16 protein-coding genes are annotated in these 22203 nt (G+C 60.8%); 8 read left to right on the plus strand and 8 right to left on the minus strand.

The annotated features are described in order from the left end of the window. Positions 1–120: 120 nt before the first annotated feature. A complete protein-coding gene (locus E6W33_RS22280) occupies positions 121–1830 on the minus strand; it encodes a diguanylate cyclase (protein ID WP_168798719.1) in 1710 nt (569 codons plus the stop codon). A 278-nt stretch (positions 1831–2108) separates the two neighbouring features. On the opposite strand from E6W33_RS22280, the gene E6W33_RS22285 reads away from it, so the two are divergent. Continuing rightward, positions 2109–2597, plus strand: coding sequence for a hypothetical protein (locus E6W33_RS22285; RefSeq protein ID WP_136419567.1), 489 nt, complete (start codon positions 2109–2111; stop codon positions 2595–2597). Positions 2598–2665: 68 nt separating this feature from the next. Here the strand turns inward: E6W33_RS22285 and E6W33_RS22290 are convergent, their stop codons facing one another. Then, on the minus strand, positions 2666–3589 hold the full coding sequence (locus E6W33_RS22290) for a GIY-YIG nuclease family protein (protein ID WP_136419568.1): 924 nt from the start codon (positions 3587–3589) through the stop codon (positions 2666–2668). Between the two features lie 381 nt (positions 3590–3970). On the opposite strand from E6W33_RS22290, the gene imuA reads away from it, so the two are divergent. Both imuA and E6W33_RS22300 read left to right on the plus strand, forming a co-directional pair. Further along, the gene (gene imuA, locus E6W33_RS22295) at positions 3971–4753 is read left to right on the plus strand and encodes a translesion DNA synthesis-associated protein ImuA (RefSeq protein WP_136419569.1); all 783 of its coding nucleotides are present in this window, start codon (positions 3971–3973) and stop codon (positions 4751–4753) included. 17 nt (positions 4754–4770) lie between these two features. After that, complete coding sequence (locus E6W33_RS22300) at positions 4771–6234, plus strand: DNA polymerase Y family protein (RefSeq protein ID WP_136419570.1); 1464 nt, start codon at positions 4771–4773, stop codon at positions 6232–6234. Positions 6235–6412: 178 nt separating this feature from the next. Here the strand turns inward: E6W33_RS22300 and E6W33_RS22305 are convergent, their stop codons facing one another. Both E6W33_RS22305 and E6W33_RS22310 read right to left on the minus strand, forming a co-directional pair. Next, positions 6413–7222 carry an alpha/beta fold hydrolase gene (locus E6W33_RS22305; protein ID WP_136419571.1) on the minus strand — a complete coding sequence of 270 codons (810 nt, stop codon included), beginning with the start codon at positions 7220–7222 and terminating at the stop codon, positions 6413–6415. After that, positions 7209–8366 (minus strand): DUF3182 family protein, encoded by a 1158-nt coding sequence (locus E6W33_RS22310; protein WP_247869740.1) that lies wholly within the window; start codon positions 8364–8366, stop codon positions 7209–7211. Before E6W33_RS22310 ends, E6W33_RS22305 begins: the two co-directional genes overlap by 14 nt. A 297-nt stretch (positions 8367–8663) precedes the next feature. Between E6W33_RS22310 and E6W33_RS22315 the strand changes: the two genes are divergently transcribed. Both E6W33_RS22315 and E6W33_RS22320 read left to right on the plus strand, forming a co-directional pair. Further along, positions 8664–10313: a VRR-NUC domain-containing protein gene (locus E6W33_RS22315; RefSeq protein WP_136419572.1), complete on the plus strand. Its 1650-nt coding sequence runs from the start codon at positions 8664–8666 to the stop codon at positions 10311–10313. Beyond that, the gene (locus E6W33_RS22320) at positions 10310–12562 is read left to right on the plus strand and encodes an ATP-dependent DNA helicase (protein WP_136419573.1); all 2253 of its coding nucleotides are present in this window, start codon (positions 10310–10312) and stop codon (positions 12560–12562) included. Before E6W33_RS22315 ends, E6W33_RS22320 begins: the two co-directional genes overlap by 4 nt. Here the strand turns inward: E6W33_RS22320 and E6W33_RS22325 are convergent. The 3 genes from E6W33_RS22325 to E6W33_RS22335 all read right to left on the minus strand — a co-directional run bounded on the left by E6W33_RS22325 (position 12559) and on the right by E6W33_RS22335 (position 16825). Continuing rightward, on the minus strand, positions 12559–13494 hold the full coding sequence (locus E6W33_RS22325; protein ID WP_136419574.1) for an MYG1 family protein: 936 nt from the start codon (positions 13492–13494) through the stop codon (positions 12559–12561). The genes E6W33_RS22320 and E6W33_RS22325 overlap by 4 nt on opposite strands. An 89-nt stretch (positions 13495–13583) precedes the next feature. Continuing rightward, positions 13584–16229, minus strand: coding sequence for a PEP/pyruvate-binding domain-containing protein (locus tag E6W33_RS22330; RefSeq protein ID WP_136419575.1), 2646 nt, complete (start codon positions 16227–16229; stop codon positions 13584–13586). Next, complete coding sequence (locus E6W33_RS22335) at positions 16226–16825, minus strand: TetR/AcrR family transcriptional regulator (RefSeq protein ID WP_247869741.1); 600 nt, start codon at positions 16823–16825, stop codon at positions 16226–16228. The genes E6W33_RS22330 and E6W33_RS22335 overlap by 4 nt, the downstream gene beginning before the upstream one ends. 155 nt (positions 16826–16980) lie before the next feature. On the opposite strand from E6W33_RS22335, the gene E6W33_RS22340 reads away from it, so the two are divergent. Both E6W33_RS22340 and E6W33_RS22345 read left to right on the plus strand, forming a co-directional pair. After that, complete coding sequence (locus tag E6W33_RS22340; protein ID WP_136419610.1) at positions 16981–17571, plus strand: NAD(P)H-dependent oxidoreductase; 591 nt, start codon at positions 16981–16983, stop codon at positions 17569–17571. Positions 17572–17582: 11 nt separating this feature from the next. Next, positions 17583–17861 carry a DUF4389 domain-containing protein gene (locus E6W33_RS22345; protein WP_136419577.1) on the plus strand — a complete coding sequence of 93 codons (279 nt, stop codon included), beginning with the start codon at positions 17583–17585 and terminating at the stop codon, positions 17859–17861. On the opposite strand, the gene E6W33_RS22350 is transcribed toward E6W33_RS22345, so the two are convergent. Then, the gene (locus E6W33_RS22350; RefSeq protein ID WP_136419578.1) at positions 17836–19080 is read right to left on the minus strand and encodes a polysaccharide pyruvyl transferase family protein; all 1245 of its coding nucleotides are present in this window, start codon (positions 19078–19080) and stop codon (positions 17836–17838) included. The two genes, E6W33_RS22345 and E6W33_RS22350, sit on opposite strands and share 26 nt — an antisense overlap. 167 nt (positions 19081–19247) lie before the next feature. Between E6W33_RS22350 and E6W33_RS22355 the strand changes: the two genes are divergently transcribed. Next, complete coding sequence (locus E6W33_RS22355) at positions 19248–22196, plus strand: EAL domain-containing protein (protein WP_136419579.1); 2949 nt, start codon at positions 19248–19250, stop codon at positions 22194–22196. The last annotated feature ends 7 nt before the right edge of the window (positions 22197–22203 follow it).

Below are 22203 nucleotides of genomic sequence, written 5' to 3' on the forward strand. Positions count from 1 at the left end.
GACATGCGATTGCAAACGCGATCGAATTCAAACCTTTGCGGCTTGCTTCAAGGCAAAACGATAATCTCATTCTGCTCTCGCACCTGTCGAAATGAAATTGATTCAGATCAATTAAATAAATCAGCGTGCCGCCTTGCGGATCTTCTTGGTATCGAACATGCGTGTATCGGCGATTTTCAGCAGCGCGTCCACGTCTTCGCCGTCCTCCGGGAACATGGCCCAGCCGATTGATACGCCGACGCTGGCCGTGCCGTGATCGAGCGGCACCGGCTCCTCGACGATGCCGCGGATCTTTTCTTCAGTGGCGATGACATCGTCGACGGCAGTCACTCCCTTGAGCAGGACGACAAACTCGTCACCCCCGTAGCGCGCGACCACATCAGTGATGCGCACGGATTCCTTCAGGCGGGTCGCCACCGTCGCCAGTACCTTGTCCCCGGCGCTATGGCCGTAATGATCATTGACCGTCTTGAAATGGTCGAGGTCGATGAACAATAGCGCGAAGTTGGGACGTTCGACGTTGTTCTGTGCGAGCTGGCGCCGCAGGAAGCCGATCTGCGCAATCAGCGACGCGCGGTTGAATACCGCGGTCAGCTTGTCGATGCGCAGGTTGTGCTCCATTTCGCGGAAGCTCGTCGCGAGCTGTCCGATTTCATCACTGCGGCGGATATTCAGCGATGGCATCGGCTCGCCGTCACCGATTCTTTTCGCGGCTTCGGTCAGGTTGCGGATGTCGCGCAGCACCCGGTCAAGGAAGAACAAGCCAAGCACCAGCGCGGCGATCACGCACAGCAAGGCGATCAGCAGGCCGTGTATGAAACTGCGCGTCACGCCGCCCATGAAATCGACGCGCGGCACGGCGACTACGGTGACCCAGTTCACACCGTATTTTTCGCCGAGCCTGGCGGCGGCCACTTCAAGATAGCCGGCGGGAGCGGCCAGCTCCGGCGAGGTGGCAGTGTCTCCCGTCTTTGCGTTCTTCCATTCGCGCACCTTGGCATAGGCATCCCTGATAAGCGGGGTCTGCATCTCGTCGATGCGCATCCTCTCCGGCGCGCCGTTGACCATCTTGAAGGGTAATTCCGTGCCGGAGGTGGCGATCATGAAGCCATCGCTGTCGAGCACGAAGGCAATGCCGCTCTGGCTGACTTTCAGGCTGCGCAGGAAATCGGTCAGTGCCTTGAGCGTCACATCCGTCGCCATCACGCCTGCAAATGTCTTGTCCTCGCGATAGACCGGCTTGGCCAGGGTAATGGTCGGCTCTTTCGAAGTGAAATCGCTGTACACCGGCGACCACACGGGTTTCTTGCTGCGGGCGGCGATGTCATACCAGGGGCGGGTGCGAGGGTCATATTGATCGCTGCGCAGCAGGCGTGCGCGATCGCCCGGCCGGGTGACCGCATAGACATGCCGTTTCGGGGCGCCGGGCTCGCGCAGGTAGAGCTCGACAAAATCCTTGTTGACGCGGTTGACGCCGATGAAGCGGCCATCCTCGCCGCCGAAATAGACATAGTTGTTGACGTCCATGAACAGTCCGCTCGCGACCCAGAGGCGCGGCTCCAGCGCGGCGAGGCTGTCGGAGAACGGCTGTGCCTGGGGCAGTGTTTGCGGATCCGGGTCGATCGCATGCAGCGCAGTCAGCGCACCGGCCAGATGCTGTTCGGTCGCAGTATTGATGCGGTTGACCATATCCGCCATGACCCGGTGTCCGAGCGTACTGACGGCCTTTTCCCCGGCCTGGTAAGACACCCAGCCGATGGTGGCGGAAACGAATACCACAAGCAGAACGTACGGCAGCACAAGCTGCCGCCGTAATGAGGATTTGTTCATATGTCCCCTCAAAAACGAAAAAGGCCATGTGCATGGCCTTGTCTTTTTTTTATTCTTGCGGGGCATTATATATCGGCAGAAAAGAAAATTGCCGATTAACAACATTAAAGACCGGGAAACAGCCCTCTCACTGCGGCGATAGTTGATGCGCTCCATTTATTGAAAAAATCATATCGTCACTGATATTTATCAATGTTTGGACAGGCACTTAACGCCCCTCGATTTCTCCAATTAGCCGTGCACTTATTTACAACTATATTTTCTTGAGAGGAACCAGCATGAAATATTCAGTATTGCTCGCGGCGCTTGTCGCTACGTTGACACTAGGCGCGTGCGAAAAGAAAGGCGCGGACACTGCTGGCGCTGGCACGGGTGCGACCAGTTCGGGCAGCACCGCCGGGACCTCCAGCGGAACCGCAGGCTCTACCGGATCGACGGGCAGCACGACGGGCAGCACCGCCGCCGGCGGCACGGGTACACCCGGAAGCACCAGCGAGAGCACGCCAGGTGCAGCTGGCGCCACAGGAAGCACTCCGGGCGGCGCTGCGGGTTCGACCAGCACTACGCCGGGTTCAAGCAGCGGCGAAACGGGTGGCGCGGCCGGAGGCTCGACCGGCGGAACGAGCGGCACGAGCGGAACGGCGGGAAGCACAACCGGCGGCACGAGTGGCGCGACCGGTACCATGGGCGGCCCCAGTGGCACTAGCGAAAGCACGACGGGTGGAACGAGCGGCAGCACGACCACGCCGGGCGGCACATCCAAGTAATCGGTCGACCTGACCAGCGCAGCGCAGCGCAACTGCGGTATAGCCCGGTTGCGCTGCCTTTATTCCTTTCACCCTTCAGCTGGCCGCTTGTCGCGTTTGTCGCGCCTGGCAAGCGTGACCGGCTCGATGCGCAACTCGCCACGCAGCATCGGCTTGACAAGAATCTTGTAGGTATCGACATCGAAAGTGCGTTGTGCGGCACGGCTGATTTTCTGCGCCCCTTTGGCCTGGTCGATGGAGCCGACATAGAACCAGTGATCGATGACGTGGGTCTGCTTCCAGCCATCGCATTCTTCCACGATGCCCATGGGCCCGTCATAGGGCCAGATCACGATACGCATTTCCTCCAGCGCCGTCCTCAGGCGCAGATAGTGCGCATCAGTGGATTCCGCGCCGACGCACGCGCCGAGGCAGCGTGAAATCTGGCGCGCAAAGCAGGCCCGCCCATGCGTTGCGGTTTCCAGTCCCGTCATCGCGGGACACAACATCTCCGCATCCACAATCTCCCGCAGTTTTTCCAGCGCGGCCTTGCGTGTCGCAAACAATCCGTACAGGTCGGCCGTTTTCGCGAAGTCGTGGTCGCGTGCATAAACGACTTCGGGCGCCGACGTCACGTCCTGTCCCAGGTGCAGCGTGCACATCTCGCGCGTGCGGCGCAGCTTCTTGTTGTGCAAGGGCTGCAGTTCCTTGATCAGGCGCGACTCCAGCAGGAGTGCGCCGATATCGCCGGCAGTGCGGCGAAATTCCACGTAGCGGCTTGCCCGCAGCATGCGCGCTTCTTCCGGTGTGCGCAGGTGCGATAGCACGCGGCTGCGAATGTTGACACTCTTGCCAACATACAGAGGCCTGTCCTGCTCATCGCGAAAAATGTAGATGCCCGGTTTTGACGGCAAAGCATCGAGGCTGGCGCGGTCGATGTGATGCGGGTAGGCGAAGGCGTCGGCGGGATCGGGCTTGATCACCAGGCCGACGGAAGTGATGCGCGCTTGCATGAAATCTGTTCTTTACATTACGAATTTGTACTAAGAGGCATCCTTGCAATACTGTATATTTATACAGTATAAATAACAGAATACATCTCAGAACCTGTTTAGTGTCTTTTTGGCAGGCGCGCAGCCGCCTGAGCCGGCCGAATACTAGGCGCGGCGACGCGACGTAGCGGTGCTACGGCAAGGAGCCGCAACAACGTAGGCGGCCAGCTCAGGAGGCTGCCCGGAGGGTTCTGCCGGAAGGGCGCATTGCGGCGTTGCGCCGCTTGCACAGACGCCCAGTCTGAGCCGCGCGGCGCGCCTTGCACTGCATCCCTTCCCGGTAGAACGCGCCTGCCAAAAAGACACTAAACAGGTTCTCAAAGAAAGAACTAGGAGGTCCGGATGTCTGCTTTAGTTTCCACCATATCGAAGCCGGATGCGGCGATCCCCTTGCCGCATACGGTCTGGCGCGCCGATCAAATGGGTTCGTACCAGGCTGCGGCTACCTCTACCGGCCATCGCGCGCTCGATGCTGAATTGCCCAATGGCGGTTGGCCGAGCGCGGTCCTGATCGAATTGCTGTTGCAGCAAGCCGGAATTGGCGAGATGCACCTGCTGCGCCCCGCCTTGAATTCCATTGCGAAAACCCGCCGCATCGCGCTGGTGCAGCCGCCCCATCTGCCGCAAGTCGCTGCCTGGACATCGTGGGGGCTGCCCGCCGATCGCCTGCTGTGGGTCAGGACCACGCGCAGCGCCGATGCCTTGTGGTCGGCGGAACAGATCCTGCGCAACGGCAGTTGCGGCGCCTTGCTGTTCTGGCAATCGCATGTACGGACCGAATCGCTGCGGCGCCTGCATCTGGCCGCGCAAGGCACGGAAATCCTGTTCTGGATGATGCGCCCGATCGCCTGCGCACAGGATGCCTCGCCCGCGCCGCTGCGGCTGGCGCTGCGTCCTGCCAATGGCGGCATCGACGTCGAGATCGTCAAGCGGCGCGGCCCGCAGCGGGATGAAGCGCTGCACCTGCGGCTGGACGAGATGCCGTTTTTTTCCTCCTCCATTTTCGGCCCTGCTCCTCAGAGTCTGGTTGAAAACCGCAGCGAACAAGCTGAATTCCGGCCGGGGAGCGCACGCGCATCAATAGTGCGTCCGGCATCGGAGGTCGAAAATCAGGCTGTGCAGTAGTTTTCGAGCAGACACCCATGCGCACATGGATCGGCGTGCATCTGCCGCTGCTGCCTCTCGAAGCGGTTCGTCCGTGCTGGTCCGATCCGGGCAAGCATGTTGTCGTCGATCGCGAGCGCGTACTGGTGATGAGCGCGCAAGCCGTTGCCGAAGGCGTGCGTATCGGCATGCGGCGCGGCGGTGTGCAAGCCATCTGCCCCGATGCGATCCTGCATGAGCATGACCCCGTTCGCGAGCAGGACGCCTTGAACAGCATCGCGCTGGCGCTGTTGCAATACACGCCGGAAGTCACCTTCGCCGAAGAAGCCAGCCTGCTGCTCGACGTCACTGCCAGCCTGCGCGCATTCGGCGGACGGCTCAAGCTATACCGATTGGTGCGCGCCAGTGTCGGCGTGCTTGGTTTCACGCCGCGCATCGGCATGGCACCGACTGCACAAGGTGCATGGCTGCTCGCGCGCCATCACACGCGTTCGACATTGCGCCGCACGGTCCGCATGGAGAGCATGATGCGCTTGCTCGATGCCCTGCCCTGCATGCTGCTGCCGGCCCTCCGGCCGTATGACGAATGGCTGGAGGGGATCGGTTGCCGCACCCTGGGCGAACTGCGCAAGCTGCCGCGTGCGGGATTGCAGCGCCGTTGCGACAAGAACGTGCTCGATGCGCTCGACCGCGCCTATGGGCAAGCGCCGGAATTGTTCGAATGGGTGCAGGCGCCGAAAAGCTTCTCCGCCAATCTGGAACTGCCCGACCGCATCGAACATGCGGAGGCCGCTCTGTTTGCCGCGCGCCGCCTGCTGCAGCAAATGACCGGCTGGCTGGTGGCGCAGCAATTGGCGGTGGCGCGCTTCGTGCTGTGGCTGCAGCATGAACGCGGCCGCAGCGCCATTGCGCCCACGCCGATCGAGATCGCGCTGGCTGATCCGGTGTGGCATGAAGAACACCTGACCCGTTTGTTGAAGGAACGGCTCGGCCGGATTGAACTGTGCGCGCCGGTGATCGCGATACGTCTCGAAGCCGCGCAGGTATCGGCCATGCTGCCGCCCACCGAATCGCTGTTCCCCGATCCCGGCGGCACGCCTGCCGATTATCATCGTCTGCTGGAGTTGCTGACTGCGCGACTGGGCGACCAGAGCGTGCTTACGCCCTCGCCGCGCGCGGATCATCGGCCGGAAATATGCAACGCCTGGGTTCCCGCTGCGGCGGTGAACCGACCTGCGCCGTCCGTACAGCATCATGCCGAGCGCCCGTTCTGGATACTGGAAACGCCGATTGCGCTGATAGTGCGCGACCATCGCCCGTTTTACGGTTCGCCGCTGCGAATGATCAAGGGGCCGGAGCGGATTGAGTGCGGCTGGTGGGACGGGAAACTGGTAGTGCGCGATTATTTCATTGCGCAGGGGCAAACGGCGACCTGCTACTGGATTTACCGGGAGCGGACAGGCGAGGAAATCTGCTGGTTCCTGCACGGCTTGTTTGCGTGAGCAATGCCAGTCTTCGCAGTAATGTTCCTGCGGATTTTCCGCATGCCATGAAACGCCGTTTTCGCCAGAATAAAGTTGCAGCAGCTTGGTCGAACATCCTTTGTCTTTCGAAGAAAAAAACCCGGATTCTCGCCTTCGCGACAATGACAGGGATCCATGCCCCGCTGAGGCCATCCCCTCACGCTGGCCCCGGCGGCGCTTCCGGCAATGCGCTTCCCGGCATGGTCGTGGTCTGCGTCGGTGTATTGCCTTCCCGCTCGCCGAATACCATCTCGGTCATCCAGTTCACGAGCAAGGAGGTATAAGCGCGCTGGCTGCTTTCATCGGTCAGGCCATGGTCGGCTTCCTTGATGACACGGTAGGTGAGCGAGTGCGCGTGAATGCAGGCGTCGAGATAGCTGGAGATCACGGCGTGCGGTATCGTCTTGTCGAATTCCGATTCGATCACCAGCACGTCCCCCTTGAACGCCATGCAGGCCCGCAAGGCCCGGTTCTCGGCGGCAGGCACCAGGCTGCTGCGATAGGTCCCGAGATCCTGGTCCCTGTGCAACTGGCGCTTGGGTAATTCCCAACCGTTGTCCATGTACAGCGCCGGTACCCGCAAGGCCAGCCACTTCACCGAACGCATGGTCGTCAGAATCGCGGCAAGGTAGCCGCCGTAGCTGCTGCCGACGACAGCGATGGTCGATGGGTCCACGAAGCGATGGCTGGCCAGCACATCGTAGGCCGCCAGCACATCGCGCAGATTGCTCTCGCGCGATACCGTTTCATATTGCGGGCGAGTATTGCCATGCCCGCGCAGATCGAAGGTCAGGCAGACGCAACCCAGTGCCGCGATTTCCCGCGCCCGCGCCAGATACTGCTCCTGGCTGCCGCCCCAGCCATGCACAAACAGCACGCCCGGCAGGCGGGTCCTCGGCGAAACCATGGTTCCCGAAATATGTCCATCGTCGACAGCGATCTTGATTGCATCTTCAAGAGTTGGCATACGGTTCCAGCCTCGCATATTTCGTGATGGGGCCGACGCGTTCATCCACGCCCTGGAAATAGATGTCCGCATCGGCCGGCATCACACAGTCAGCCCCATAGATTTCCGTGGTCGATGCGCAGACTGTGTCCAGCGAGGGATCGTCCCGAAACGCCTCGAACGCCGCGACCTCGGCACCGCTCGCGCCGCCGATACGCCAGGATTGCTCCAGCACTCCGGACTGCCAGCGGCCATCTTCATCGATACCCTGGGCCACGTCATAATTACAACGCGAGGCGAACATCTCGGGAAAAGATTGCATGACCGCCGCATGGTATTGGCGTGCCTGCGAGATGGCCGTCAGCATCTGACTTTCCAGCTTCAACCCAAGCAGCGCATCGAAATCCCCGCGCGCCACGATCAGGCGCGAACCGCCGTACACCTCTTCGCCGGCATTGTTGACGGTCAGCTGCTGCGTGCCGCAATAGGTCACGAGCAAGTCGTCCACGCGGACCTGGCCCACACTCAGCGTCGACACCTCCGGCAGATTCCGTTCCAGCACCAGCCCGCAACGCGCCACTTCATCCGCATCGAGTGCCTGCAGCCGCGCGTCGAGTTCGCCCGCATCGGCAAGCACCCATTGCCCGAGTCCGCCGATCCCGCTCGCCACCTTCAGGCGCACCGCACCCTGCTCCAGCAGATGCCGGCCCGCGCTGCGCGCATCCTCCAGCGAAAAGGCGGAAAACCCTGGCAGCACCACCTCCTGCATGCGCCGCGACAGCTCACGCGACCAGCCATCCGGCGCCCGCGCATGCTCGCCATACAAGGGATGGGTAATCGTCTTGGTCGCGATGAACGGAAAAGGCACCACGCCGCCGAACAAATCCTGTTCGCCGCGAACGCCGAGCCGATGCGCATCATCAAGCGTGACAAAGGTGTCGCTTGGCACGAAATACAAGGCAGCGGAATAATCGCGCGAAGCATCGTACTCGCCGGCAAACACATACCCCTTGATGGCCGCGAGCCTTTGCGCCAGTGCATGGTAAGTCGCACACTCGTGATCGCACAAACTCCGCTGCGCATTGCCGGGATAAACGACGACCAGCCCGGCGCCGGATTGCGCGGCATTGCCCTGCCTGTCGAATGGATGCACCGAACCCATCATTTCACCTCTATTGGCGCCGAAGCAGTTTCATCACAAACAAGGCGCATGCTTGTCCGCCATTCCCGACCCGAAGCAAAAAACGCGCCGCGCGAAACCTGTGTTGGCTAGCTTGCCTTCTCGACATTGGCAGGTTGCAAGCTGTCGAATCGGCAAGTTGCGAAGCCGCCAGCGCTTCGTCATAATGCGTTACGGCATTGCCATCCATCCCAGGGAATCCAGCGTCCCTTCCCTCTTCCTGCACGCGAAAACGAGCTTGTCGAACGATCTTCAGATATCAGCCTGTAGCGATTTACCACGATGATCAAGACACTCGACGATCCTTTTTACTATCTGCAAAATTTTCACCAGGTGATCGCGTGGATCAGCGAGCGTTACAGCGACTTGCTGACCGATGAGGAGCGCAGCTTTGTCGACATTTTTCCCGGCTTGCCGCAGGCCTCGCGCGCGCTGCTTGTCAGGATGGTCATGCGCAAGGGGAACCTGTTCCGCGCCAGCAAATTGCGCTACGAGGAAATCGGCTGCACCCGCACCGCCGCGATGCCTCTTGCCGAGCTTGGCTGGATCGACGATCGTCCCTTGCTCACGCTCGACGAAGTTTTCCATTTGCTGAACAAGGTCGAGATCGCCACTGCCTTCGGCGCCGCCCTGCCCGGCTTGCAGGCACGCAAGGCGGAGCAGCTCGAAGCGCTGCGCGAGAAATATTCCGAAAGCCGTCATTTCGACACCTGGCATGCCGACATCGATGATTGCGCCTATCGCTTGCTGATCGGCCCGCTGTGCGACCGACTGCGCCTCATGTTCTTCGGCAACCTGCATCAGGGCTGGACCGAATTCGTGCTCGCGGACCTGGGCATCTATCGCTACGAGAAGGTCGAGATCTCGGCATCGTCACGCGGATTCCGCGCGCGGGAGGATGTCGATACCTACATGCACCTGTCCGCGTGCCGCGAACGCTTCGAACAAGGCGAAGCGCCGGAGGATATTCTCGGGCAGATTCCCGCCGCGATTGCGGCTAACGACTGGCTGGAGCGCCGGCGCGGAAAATTGCTGTTTCAGATTGCGCAGCATTACGAACGCAGCGGCGAACTGGCGCAGGCGCTCGAGATCTATTCCGCCTGCCCTTATCCCGGCGCCCGCCTGCGCGCGATCCGCGTGCTGGAGCGTTGCGAGCAATTCGACGCGGCTTTTTCCCTCGCGAGAACAGCCAAACAGATGCCGGAAGACGAAGCAGAAAGGCAGCAGCTCCTGCGCATTCTGCCGCGTCTGCATCGCAAGCTCGGGCTGCCGAAAATTCCTGCGACACCAGCCCGAGCCGTGACGCGCATCGACCTGGCCCTGGCGCCGCCCGAAGCTGAATATTCGGTCGAAATGCTGGCCGCCGCGCATCTCGCGCATCATGACGCACCGGTGTATTACGTGGAAAACACGCTGATCAATTCGCTCTTCGGCCTGCTCTGCTGGGAGGCCGTGTTCGCGGCCGTGCCGGGCGCTTTCTTCCATCCCTTCCATGCGGGGCCGGCCGATTTGCATAACTCGGATTTCCATCGCCGCCGCGAGAAGGAATTTGCAGCCTGTCTCGCGCAGCTGGATACCGGCGAATACGTTCAGACGATCAACCGGCACTTCGCGGAAAAGGCAGGCACGCTGTCGCCTTTCGTGTTCTGGGACATACTGGACGCGGAGTTGAAGGACTTGGCGCTGGCTTGCATTCCCGCGATGCATCTGAAGAAATCCTTCCAGCGCATGCTGCTCGACATCAAGGCCAATCGTGCCGGCTTTCCCGACCTGATCCAGTTCTGGCTGCGCGAAAACCACTATCGCATGATCGAGGTGAAAGGTCCGGGCGATCGCCTGCAGGACAACCAGATCCGCTGGCTGGACTACTGTGCGGAGCATGACATGCCGGTCGCCGTCTGCTACGTCCGGTGGGCGGATGAGGAAGCATGAAATACACCGTTGCCGTTCGCGAGCTGACCGAGTTCACTGCCAAGCAAGGCGATCTCGACCTGCGTTTCACGCCCTCGCCTTCGGCGCAGGAAGGCATCGCCGGCCATGCGGTCGTCACCGCGCGCCGCGCTGCCGGATACCAGACTGAAGTCAGCCTCAGCGGCGACTACCAGCATCTGACCGTGCGCGGCCGTGCAGATGGTTATGACCCGGCGCGGAATCGGCTTGAAGAGATCAAGACCTTCCGCGGCGATCTCGATCGCATGCCGGCCAATCATCGCCACCTGCACTGGGCACAGGTGAAGATGTACGGCTGGCTGATGTGCGACAAGCTCGGCCTGGAGGAAATGCATTTGGCATTGGTGTATTTCGACATCGCGAGCCAGAAGGAAACGGCCATTGAGGAAACGCATTCGGCCGCCGCCCTGAAGCAGTATTTCGAAGAACAATGCGGCCGGTTTCTTGCATGGGCCGAGCAGGAGCTGGCGCATCGCAGCGCGCGCAATCAGGCATTGACGGCGCTGCGTTTTCCGCACGCGTCATTTCGTCCCGGTCAGCGTCAACTGGCCGAAGCCGTGTACCGAGCGATGGCGACCGGCTGTTGCCTGATGGCCGAAGCGCCGACCGGCATCGGCAAGACCATCGGCACCTTGTTCCCGCTTCTGAAGGCCTGCCCCGGGCAGGAGCTGGACAAGGTCTTTTATCTGGCCGCAAAAACCTCGGGCCGCGGCCTGGCGCTCGATGCGCTGAGCCTGATCAGGAAAAGCGAACCGGCGCTGCCGCTGCGCGTGCTGGAACTGATTGCGCGCGACAAGGCCTGCGAATATCCCGACAAGGCTTGTCATGGCGAATCCTGCCCGCTGGCGAAAGGTTTCTACGATCGCCTTCCGCAGGCGCGTTCCGCCGCGCTTGTCCATGGCGCGATGGACAAGGAAGCGCTGCGCACGGTCGCGCTCGAACACCAGGTCTGCCCCTACTATCTGAGCCAGGAGCTGGCGCGCTGGAGCGACGTGGTGGTGGGCGACTACAACTATTATTTCGACACCAGCGCGATGCTGTACGGCCTGACGACAGCCAATCAGTGGCGCGTCGGCGTGCTGGTCGACGAGGCGCACAATCTGATCGATCGGGCGCGCAAGATGTACACCGCCGAACTGGATCAGACCGAGTTTCATTTTCTTCGGCAGTCCGCTCCCGCTGCGCTCAAGAAAAGCCTGGACCGCCTCAATCGCGCATGGAATGCATTGCACCGGGATCAGGAGGAACCGTACCGGGTTTATCCGGAAATCCCATTGAAATTCACGACAGCCATGCAGCAAGTCATCGCCGACATCACCGACTTCATGGCCGAGAATCCGACGCATGTGGACAGCAAGCTGCAGCGATTCTATTTCGACGCCTTGCAGTTCTCGCGCCTTGCCGAGACTTTCGATATGCACTCGCTGTTCGATATCACGCTGAAGGCAGACTCGCGGCGAGACGATTCGATGCTCTGCATCCGGAACATCATCCCGGCCCCCTTTCTCGGCCCGCGCTTTGAAGCGGCACGGTCGGTTACGCTGTTCTCCGCCACCTTGAGCCCCTGGCATTTCTATTGCGATACGCTGGGCCTGCCGGAGAACACCGTGTGCGTCGATGTCGAATCACCGTTTCGCGCGGAGCAATTGTCGGTTCGCGTGATCAGCAAGGTCTCCACGCGCTATCAGCACCGTGAAGAATCGCTGTCGCCCATCGCCGATTTGATGGCGCGGCAATACGAAGACAAGCCGGGCAATTACCTGGCCTTCTTCAGCAGCTTCGATTACCTGCAAAAAGTGCTTGAACTGTTCAAGGCGCGTTATCCGCAGATCACGACGTGGGAACAGTCACGACGCATGGAAGAAGCCGAGCGCGAGCAATTCCTCGCCCGCTTTACGCCGGCCAGTCAGGGCATCGGTTTCGCGGTGCTGGGCGGGCCGTTCGCCGAGGGCATCGACCTGCCCGGCGAGCGACTGGTCGGCGCGTTCATCGCGACGCTGGGCCTGCCGCAACTGAATCCCGTCAACGAACAGATCAAGGAGCGCATGGACGCGGTATTCGGCGCCGGCTATGACTATACCTATCTGTTCCCCGGCATCCAGAAAGTGGTGCAGGCCGCCGGGCGCGTCATCCGCACCCAGCAGGATCGCGGCGTGGTCTACCTGATCGACGACCGCTTTGGCCGGCCGAATGTGCGGCGCCTGCTGCCGCCGTGGTGGAAGGTGGACTAATCGTCCAGTGCCAGCCGCGCCATCTGCAGTGCGCCCTCAAAGGACCTGGCCGCCGCGATGAAGCGGCCGTTGTGGCAAAAGACGGCATCGGGCACGCTGGTCACGGCCGCAAGCTCCGCATCCTGCAAGCCCGCCCACGCTGCAGGCAGATCCTTGCGCGCCTCGAAGCTGTCCTGCGCTGCCGGAACGGTGTGGAGCATGTAACGCTGCTCCGCGATGCTGTAGCTGATCACGAACAAGACGTTCGGCATTTCATTGCGGACGATAGTGGCCCAGGGCATGGCGCTGTTCTGCAGGAAGAGCAGCCTGCCGTTTTCAAGCAGCTCCGCATTGCGCACCTGATTCGCCGCATAGAGCGCGCCAACCCGGTACTTGACCGCGTTGATCAGGATGTCGGTCATGAACTCCATGCCTCGTCGAAACTGTGCCTGCCGCAATGCTTCGGCCGCTTCCACGCTGCCGGCCTGCTGGTCATCGAGCCAGGTGGGATTGAAACCGGAAATCACTGCCGACAAGCCATAGCCGCCGGGTGCGTTTTTCGCCGCGCCGGTGTCCGACATGTCGAGGTATTGCACCAGGTCGCTGTCGATGGCGTAGGCCATCTCGCGCGCTTGCTCCTCGGTAATCGCATGGCCGGCATGGGTTTCCGCGATCAGGGCAACGCAACGCGGGCCATGCGTTTTCCACACGAGGCCGGCGCTGGCATACACCACGCCCGACTGACGCGCGCCGGCAAATCCTTTCTGGTGATGGTCGAAGCGTCCGGTTTGCGGATCCCAAATGCCGCCGACGTCGACAGCGAAATCCGCTTGCCGGATCAACTCGGGATCGCGCGTGCGAATGAGCGTGCAACCGGGAAAAACCAGCTCGAGTACGGCAACCGCCCATACGTCGTCGGCGTGAAACTTGCCTGAATGTGTCGCGATAATCATGGAAGGACCAAGGTTAGAAGTGTCGGCATTGTATTCCGATATGCCCGGCGCCTTCCCGATTTGATCCTTGCCGTCCAGATGGTTCCGCCTCAATCCTTTCCGGTTTGCGCATGCAGCAAGCGCACACGACCGGTGCTGCCGTCGACTTCCAGCATGTCGCCGTCCCGCACCTTGCCTAGAATGCCCGGCAGGTTGACCACCGCCGGCAGCGCGAATTCGCGCGCCACGATTGCGCCGTGCGAGAGGTAGCCGCCAGTTTCCATCACCAGTCCGCCGGCCTTGAGGAAGAGCGGCGTCCATGCCGGATCGGTCGAGGGCGCGACCAGGATTTCACCCGGCCTCAGACGCGTTCCCTCGGAGGGATGGAGAATGACGCGCGCAACTCCGCGTGCAATGCCGGCGCCAACGGCGACACCTGTCCATCCATCGCCCGCATGCGGCTTCGGCGTCTCGACGGGAGCGGCCATGCCGCCCTCGTAGATCACGTCCGGCGCATGATGCGTTTCCCAATGTGCACGGAGGGCAAGCCGATCGGCAACGCGCGCGCCAATGCCGGCAGGTGGAATATGCCCGGAAAGCGCACGGCCGGTTTCGCTCAAGGTCAATTCGCACACATGCTCGGCCTGCGAAAGCGCCCCCGCCTCGACCAGCTTGCGTCCGATTTGCAGGAACAGCGGGCGCAATCCGTCCGACAGCGCCATCAGCGAACTGCGCGCCAATTCACGTTGGCTGCCTTCGCGCGCGGCTGCCGCCACCAGCGACTTCAATCCGAGTCGCGCATACCACGGCAACGTCGCCCGAACCGTACGCCAGGCATCGGCTTGTGCCTGCTGCTGGCGCGCACGCACTGCCGCGATATCCATCTCCATGAGGCTGGCGATATTGTCGAGCAAATAACCCGGCGCCTCATGCCAGCGCCGCTGCCGCCAGTAGCTCTCGTAAACAGCTCGATGGCCGTATTTGTCGAGGAATTCCGCGAAGCGGCGCCGAAACGGATGTTCATGCGGCCATTGGCGCCACGCATCGTCGTCCCGCGCAGGATCGGTCAACCAGGCGCGCGTTGCCGGATCGGAAGAAGCGAGCTCCGCAATCGCCATCAGCTCGTAGCCCTGTTGTGCGGTAACGCTGGGCTCGCCGCCGGCCAGCAAGGCAGCCGCCAGTGCATGCGACTGCCCGGGAACATGCTTGTCGAGCTTTTGCGTCAGCATCGATATCGTGCCGCCGGGAGCTTGCAGCAGTGCCAGCTCACTCTGGGCGCCCATTATCCGGACGCGGGAGAAAAGCACATCGCGGCACACAGCGGCATCCTCTGGCAGCGGTGTTTGCTTCCAGCTGCGTGCATGCGCTCGCGCGGCATCGGCGAATTGCTGCGCATTGCGGTGAATGGCTATCGTATTACGCAGGTACCTGACGAAAAGCGGGATACGGCGCAGCTTGTTCCGCATGCGCTCGGGCGGCACACGAATTTCCGGCTGATGACCGCCCGCCATCTGGTTGACGAGCTTGGGTGCCACGCCGAAGCCGTCCCATGCCTCCCACATGATCAGCGACAGGTTCAGGTAGAGCCGGCCGTTGTACAAGGCGGCGCGCTGCGCTCCGGGCAGCAAGGGATAACCGGCGCGACGATAGCCCTGATCGAGAATCGCATTGACCAGCCGCCGTGTGGTGCTCCAGTCAAGTGCCGACTGCGGCAGCGGCATCACGTCGCGCGTATTGCCGTTCGACCAGATCGTCGGCTGATCGGCGATCGCGGCATAGGTATTGCGCGCCATGGCGGTGACCGGACGCGCCTGCACGATCCAGAAGCGCGCGCCATCCCAGACCCACTCGATGTCGTAGAAAGGCCGTCCGAAATCGAGCGCAAAGCCGGCGTCGCGCACCAGTTCGCCCAATTCCACCGCCTGCGCATCGCTCAGGACCGATTGCGACCGCTCCGCGAGAGCGGTATCCACGGTGTGCGTTCCACCCTCTTTCTTCAACATCGTGCGGCGCGCCTTGCCGCCGATGCGTCTCTCGACCAGCTTGAGTTGCGTGTCGAGCGGATCTTCCTGCAGGCGGTATTCATCGCCGTCCGCTTCACCGGCCACCAACGATTCACCCAGGCCCCAGTGCGCATGCAGGATGAGCTGGTCGTCGCGCCCGCTGCGCGGATCGCAGCTGAAGGCGATGCCCGCGGCTTTCGCGGGCAACAGCGGCATGATCACGACGGCCATCGCGGCCTCGTTCGCCGGAATGTCGAAGCGCCGCCGATAGGCATCGGCCTGTGGTGTCCACAGCGAAGCCCAGACCTCGCGCACTGCGGCTATCAGTGCATCCAATCCGCAAACGTTCAGGCGCGAAAGATGGATGCCGGCGAACGACGCCTTCTCGGAATCCTCGGTGGTGGCGGATGAGCGTACCGCGAGGGGTACGTCGCTCCAGCCGCGGTTCTCCAGTTCCTGCTGCAAGAGCACTCTCAGCTCTTTCGGAAAGGGGCATGCCTCGATCTCGGCACGGCATTGCGCAAGAATGCCTTCTGCAAGCGGCGCGTCGGCGACAACCGCAAGCCGCTCGGCGATGCCCGCAGCCTCCATCACTGCGCGGCAGATCGCTGCCGGGACTACAAAACCATCGGGCACCGGCAATCCATACCGTGCCAGCAAGCCGAGTTGCCAGCCTTTTCCACCGGCCTCCTGTCTGTTCGCGGCGGCGGCTTTCCAGTCCAGCATGACGGGGAGCTCGAAAGGCGCGTTCATGCTGCATCCTTCCCGGCACCGGTCAAAAATAGATCGAGCATGGTCATGAGTTCATCCTCCAGTTTGGTGTCCGGCATCCCCACCCAGCGCGTAATCGCCGCCAGATACAGATATTGAAAATAGTGGACCAGCGTCGCGGTATCGCGGTCGCCGCGCAGGCGTCCGGCCCGCTGTGCGTCGCCGATCAGCATGGTGAAAACAGCTTCCAGGCCGCTGCGTTCCTCCGGAGAGCGGCTCGACTGGCTGAGGCGGTAATGCAGATAGTGAGGCCAGTACTGGCGGTGTCGTTCCGCCCATGTTGCGGCATGCCGCAACACCAGCCTTATGCGCTCGATGACATCCGGCGTGCGGTTCAGCCTGGCTCCGATTTTCGGCGCACCGGCGGCAATCTGCTGATGGAAATAATGGCGAAGCAGCGCTTCCTTGACAGGAAAATGGTTGTACAGCGTACCCTTGGCCACATCCGCGGCTGCGGCGATCTGCTCCATGGTGACGGCTTCGTAGCCATGTGCTTCGAACAATTCGACTGCCTTTTCTGTCAGCAGATCAGCGGTTTGCTGGCGCTTTCGTTCACGTCGGCCGAGGGTCGTGTCCATCGCAGGTTTACTCATATTATTGAACGTCGTTCAATTTTAATCTTCGTTCAAAAATAGTGCAAGCGAGCCGATTTCGGCAGACCGGGCAACTTGCGATGGATCAAGGAAGCCGCCGGCCCCGTGTGCCAGCCTGTCAGTACACTCTTACGGGAGCAATCATGGGCAAACGCATTCTCCTGCTGCAAGGCCACCCCGATGCCGGCAAGCGTCATTTCTGCCATGCGCTTGAAGAAGCCTACGCCGACGGTGCCCGCTGGTCCGGCCACGAGCTTCAGCGCATTCATGTCGCCGCGCTCGACTTCCCTCTTTTGCGCAGCCAGGAGGAATGGGAGCACGGCAAGCTGCCAGCCGGCCTGACCGAGGCGCAGGCGGCTGTCAAATGGTGCGAGCACATGGTGCTGTTTTTCCCGCTGTGGCTGGGCGACATGCCGGCACTGCTCAAAGCTTTTCTGGAACAAGTCGCCCGCCCCGGTTTTGCCTTCGCGGGTGAAGGCAAGAATCCGTTGGCCCATAAGGGACTGACCGGGCGCTCCGCGCGCGTGGTGGTGACCATGGGCATGCCGGCCGCGGTGTACCGCTGGTATTTCCGTGCGCACAGCGTCAAGTCGCTTGAACGCAATATTCTCGGCTTTGTCGGCATTGCGCCGATCCGCGAAACCCTGATCGGCATGACCGGCGACCTGCACCCGGAAGCTGCCGCAAAATGGCTCAACCGGCTGCAGAAGCTCGGCCGCATGGCAGCATAGAGAGGATCATCATGGCTCAGCATCACATCATCACGACCGAGGACCGCAACATCCTTGTGCGCGGACTCTTCATGCTGCTACTGGCCTTTGTCTACCAGTTGTCCGGCACCGTGCTGTTCTGCGTCGCGGTCATCCAGTTCCTGTTTGCGGCCCTGAATGGTGCACCGAATGCGCGCCTGCTCGCATTCGGTCGCAATCTTTCCACCTACCTCAGACAGATTGCGCGCTTTCTGACGTTTTCCTCGGAAGACTTGCCGTTTCCGTTCAGCGATTGGCCGTCGGGCGATTGATGCCATTCAGGCGGGCACGAATCGCAGCGAATCCCTCGCGATAGCGTGCCGCCAGTTGAAGGGCCGCATTCCGAAGCTGTTCCCGGTCCGCGGCCAGCGCCACCTCCATTGCGCGCGCGATGTCGTTCACACCCACGGCGGACGGCATGCCGGGTACATCCCAGGTGGAGATGAACGCCTCCTGCTTGGAGGTCCCCGGCGCTTGCGCGACATGCCGAAGATTGATGCGCGGCAGAGCGAAAGCCATGGCCACAATTCTGCCGTGCAGGCTGCTGCCGGCATAGGCGGAACTGGCGGCGATCAGTGCGCAAATATCCCACAGCACAAGCGAGCCGAACAGATGGACCGCTGAAGCGCGCATGCGCTCCGCCACGCGCTGATAGCAGGACAAATCATCATGCCAGGGTGCGGCACCGGCACGGAAAAACACAATGCCCATTCCGCTTCGCTGTGCAAAGCGATCGAGCTGCTCAGCGATCGTCGTGAGCGTCTCGTCGTCGCCAAACTCGGCGCTGAACTGCACGGCAAGATAACCCTTCGGGAAGGCCGACCGAACGCGGGCAACTTCTCCCGCCTGCACATGCTCCCGGATTGTTTCGCCAAACAACTCGACCACCATCACCGCCGGATCGGGAATGAGCCGCGCGGCGATGCCCGTCTCGCACAAGCCGGCTTGTGTGCGCTTGTCGCGCACGCTGACTTCATCGGCCGCCCTGAGATTGGCCAGCACCTCCGCCCGCATCGCCGGATCGCGCTCCATCAGATCCACACCACCGACGGCGTTATAAATGACATGGGCTGCATGGGGAAACATTCCGCGCGATACGGTGTACGGCGCCAGTGCAGGCATGCCCAATTGCGCATGCGCCCATTCCAGCGCCTCGCGGGGATGACGGTCAAGGCGCTGGATGATGGCTTGCGCCTGATCCGGCGCCAGCAGCATCGCGGCCGCCTGCCACGCGTTGCAGGTCAGAAGCTCGCCACCAGCATGGACGATGTCGACCGGGCGTTCACGATAGACTGCGGCAAGTTGCGCGAGTGCCCGCACAGGATGTCCGCCATGACAGCGCAAGTCGCGCTCGGCCAGACCGGCGAATATCAGGCGCTTCCCATCCAGCAATTTCGCAGCGATATGCGGAAACAACAGGTCGCCAAAGTTATGGCGGTCGAACGCACCAAACAAAATCAGCGGAAGGCCGCTTGCCAAATCGTCGTTCATTCCTGCCTCGTCCGATTCAATGCCGCAGCAGTTCGATAATACGTAGCGGGAACGATCAGGCACAGAATTCGCATGCGCTACCCATCCGCGTGCCATAACAACAGCGCAAAAAAATAACATTTGGCGCGTTTCATTGTCTCATCAACTTGCGACCGATCGCATGAAAGATGACCACGACTTTGACACGTCTCCTCGCAGTTGCATTTCTTGCCTTGCCGATGCTGGCGCAAGCTGCGGTCCTGCGGGTGGTTACCGATGACAATTATCCGCCCTATCTGTATCGCAATTCCAATGGAGAAGAGGAAGGCTACGTCGCTGACATCTGGAAATTGTGGGAGGAAAAAACAGGCATCGAGGTGAAATTGACGGCGACCAACTGGGCGGACGCCCAGCGCCAATTGCTGGATGGGAAAGCCGATGTGATCGACATGATTTTCCGCACGCCGAAGCGGGAGCCCCTGTACGATTTTTCGGAACCCTACGCACGCTTGCCGGTGGCAATCTATGTCGATTCTTCCATATCCGGCATACACAATATCGCGGACCTGAAGGGCTTCGAAGTCGGCGTCCAGCGCGGCGACGCCTGTGTGGAAAAATTGCAGGCCGCCGGCATTTCAAACCTTCGACTGTTTGCCAATTACAGCATTCTGATCTCCGCCGCCTCCGCTCAGGAGATCAAGATATTCTGCCTCGATGAATACCCCGCCAACTACTATCTGTACCTCTTCGCAAAGCAAAAGCAGTTCGTCAAGGCATTCGACATGTACAAGGAGGAGTTTCGCTGGGCAGTCAGGAAGGGAAATGCCGAAACCTACAAACTTGTCGAGCAAGGCATGACGCGCATCAGCGCGGAAGAGAAAGAAGCGCTGAAAAAGAAGTGGCTGGGCCAACCGGCTCCGTTCTCGCAATACTCGGAATATGCCGGCATCTTTCGCAAGATCCTGGCAGCACTGTCCTTCGCCGTCGTCGGCCTGATCATCTGGCTCAAGTCGCTGCAGAAGGCTGTCGAAAGACGTACCAGGGAACTCGAACAGGAAAGAGCCCACTTGCATGCGCTGGTGGAAAACAGTCCCGACCTCATTTGGCTGAAAGACGCCAACGGAACCTATCTGACCTGCAATCCGAAAGTGGCCAGACTGTTTGGCAAGACATGTGAGGAGATTATCGGCAAGACAGACTTCGATTTTTTCAATCAGAAATCGGCGGAATTTTTTCGCACCAACGATCTCCTTGCGCTAAAAGCCGAACAACCCAGGGCTCATGAATCATGGGTGACCTACCCTGACAACGGCGAGACACGGCTGATCGAAATCCTCAAGACACCGGTGTTGAAGCCAAATGGCGAAGTGCTCGGCGTACTTGGCGTGGCGCGCGACATTACCGAGCGCAAGCGGGACGAAGAGAAACTCCGCGAGCAGGACGAACTGCTCAGGCAAATGAGCTCCATGGCCCGCATCGGCGCCTGGGATTTTGATCCAGCCACCGGGCAAGTCACCTGGACGGACGAAGTTGCGTCCATTCTTGATGCTGCCCCCAAAGCGGGAACCGATGAGTCCTATGGATTCAGCTTTTTTCACGGCGAGAATCGGACGCTGATCGAAGCCGCGTTCAAGGAGGCGGTCGCCCATGGCACCCCCTATGACCTCGAGTTGAAACTGGTCAGCGCTGCCGGCAAGCACAAATGGGTCCGTACGATTTGCCGCCCGATTCTGGTTGACGGAAAGGTGGTCAAGCTGCGCGGCGCCATTCAAGACATCACCGATCAGAAGCTAAAGGACGAATTGATCTGGAAACAGAACAACTTCGACGCGCTGACCGGGTTGCCGAACCGGGGTCTTTTCCGTGATCGGCTCGAACAGGAAATCAAGAAGGCGTTCCGAACCGGCAAATCGCTGGCCTTGTTGTTCATCGATCTGGACCGTTTCAAGGGAATCAACGATACCCTGGGACATGCCAAGGGCGATGCACTGCTGGTCGAGGCAACCCGGCGCATCACAAAGTGCGTACGCGAGACCGACACCGTGGCGCGCCTGGGTGGCGACGAGTTCACGATCATCATGAGTGAATTCGATAAGCGGCCGCAGCTTGAGAGAGTCGCACAGAATCTTATCCAGGTCTTGTCGACCCCGTTCGATCTCGGTGACGGCGACATGGGCTATGTATCCGGCAGCGTCGGCATCACCCTGTATCCGGGCGATGGCGACGACATCGAAGCCCTGATGAAAAATGCCGAGCAGGCCATGTACCTCGCCAAAAAGGAAGGACGCAGCCGCTTCAGCTATTTCACGCATTCATTGCAGCAGGAGGCGCAGAGCAAGCTGTTGCTGACCAATGAACTACGGCAGGCGCTGGCTCGCAATGAACTGCATGTCTATTACCAGCCTATCGTCGACACCAGGACCGGACGCATCACCAAGGCCGAGGCTTTGCTGCGCTGGAAACATCCCGTGAAAGGCATGATCGGTCCGGCCATCTTCATTCCCCTGGCCGAGGAATCGGGCCTGATCATGGAGATCGGAGAATGGGTTTTCAAGGAAGCGATTTCCAGCATCGAGCGATGGCACAAGAAATTCGCAAGCATCATTCAACTGAGCGTGAACAAGTCCCCTGTGCAATTCGAAAAAGCGGACCATCACGCGTGGCTGGACAGGCTCGTCCAATCCGGTCTTCCCGCCAGCTGCGTCACGGTCGAAATCACAGAGGGTTTGCTCATCAATGATTCGGCCAGGGTCAAGGCCCGCTTGAACGAATTCCAGGATAGAGGCGTGGAAGTGTCGATCGACGATTTCGGAACAGGATTTTCAGCGCTTTCCTATCTCAAGCTGTTCGATATCGATTATCTCAAGATCGACAAATCCTTCATCAGCAACCTCCCCGAAGATGAAAGCGACATGGCGCTGACCGAGGCCATCATCGTCATGGCGCACAAGCTGGGCATCAAGGCCATCGCGGAAGGCGTCGAGACCGAAGCGCAGCGCGACGTCCTGATCGCATTCGGCTGCGATTACATCCAGGGCTATTTGTATTCCCCGCCGGTTCCGCTGGAAGAATTCGAAGCGCTGCTGGAAAAACAGGGCCTCGGCGAGCGCTCGCACATCGAGCAAGGCTGCAAGTAGCCCGCAA

This window comes from Herbaspirillum sp. ST 5-3, assembly GCF_004804275.1.
Classification (GTDB): domain Bacteria; phylum Pseudomonadota; class Gammaproteobacteria; order Burkholderiales; family Burkholderiaceae_D; genus Noviherbaspirillum.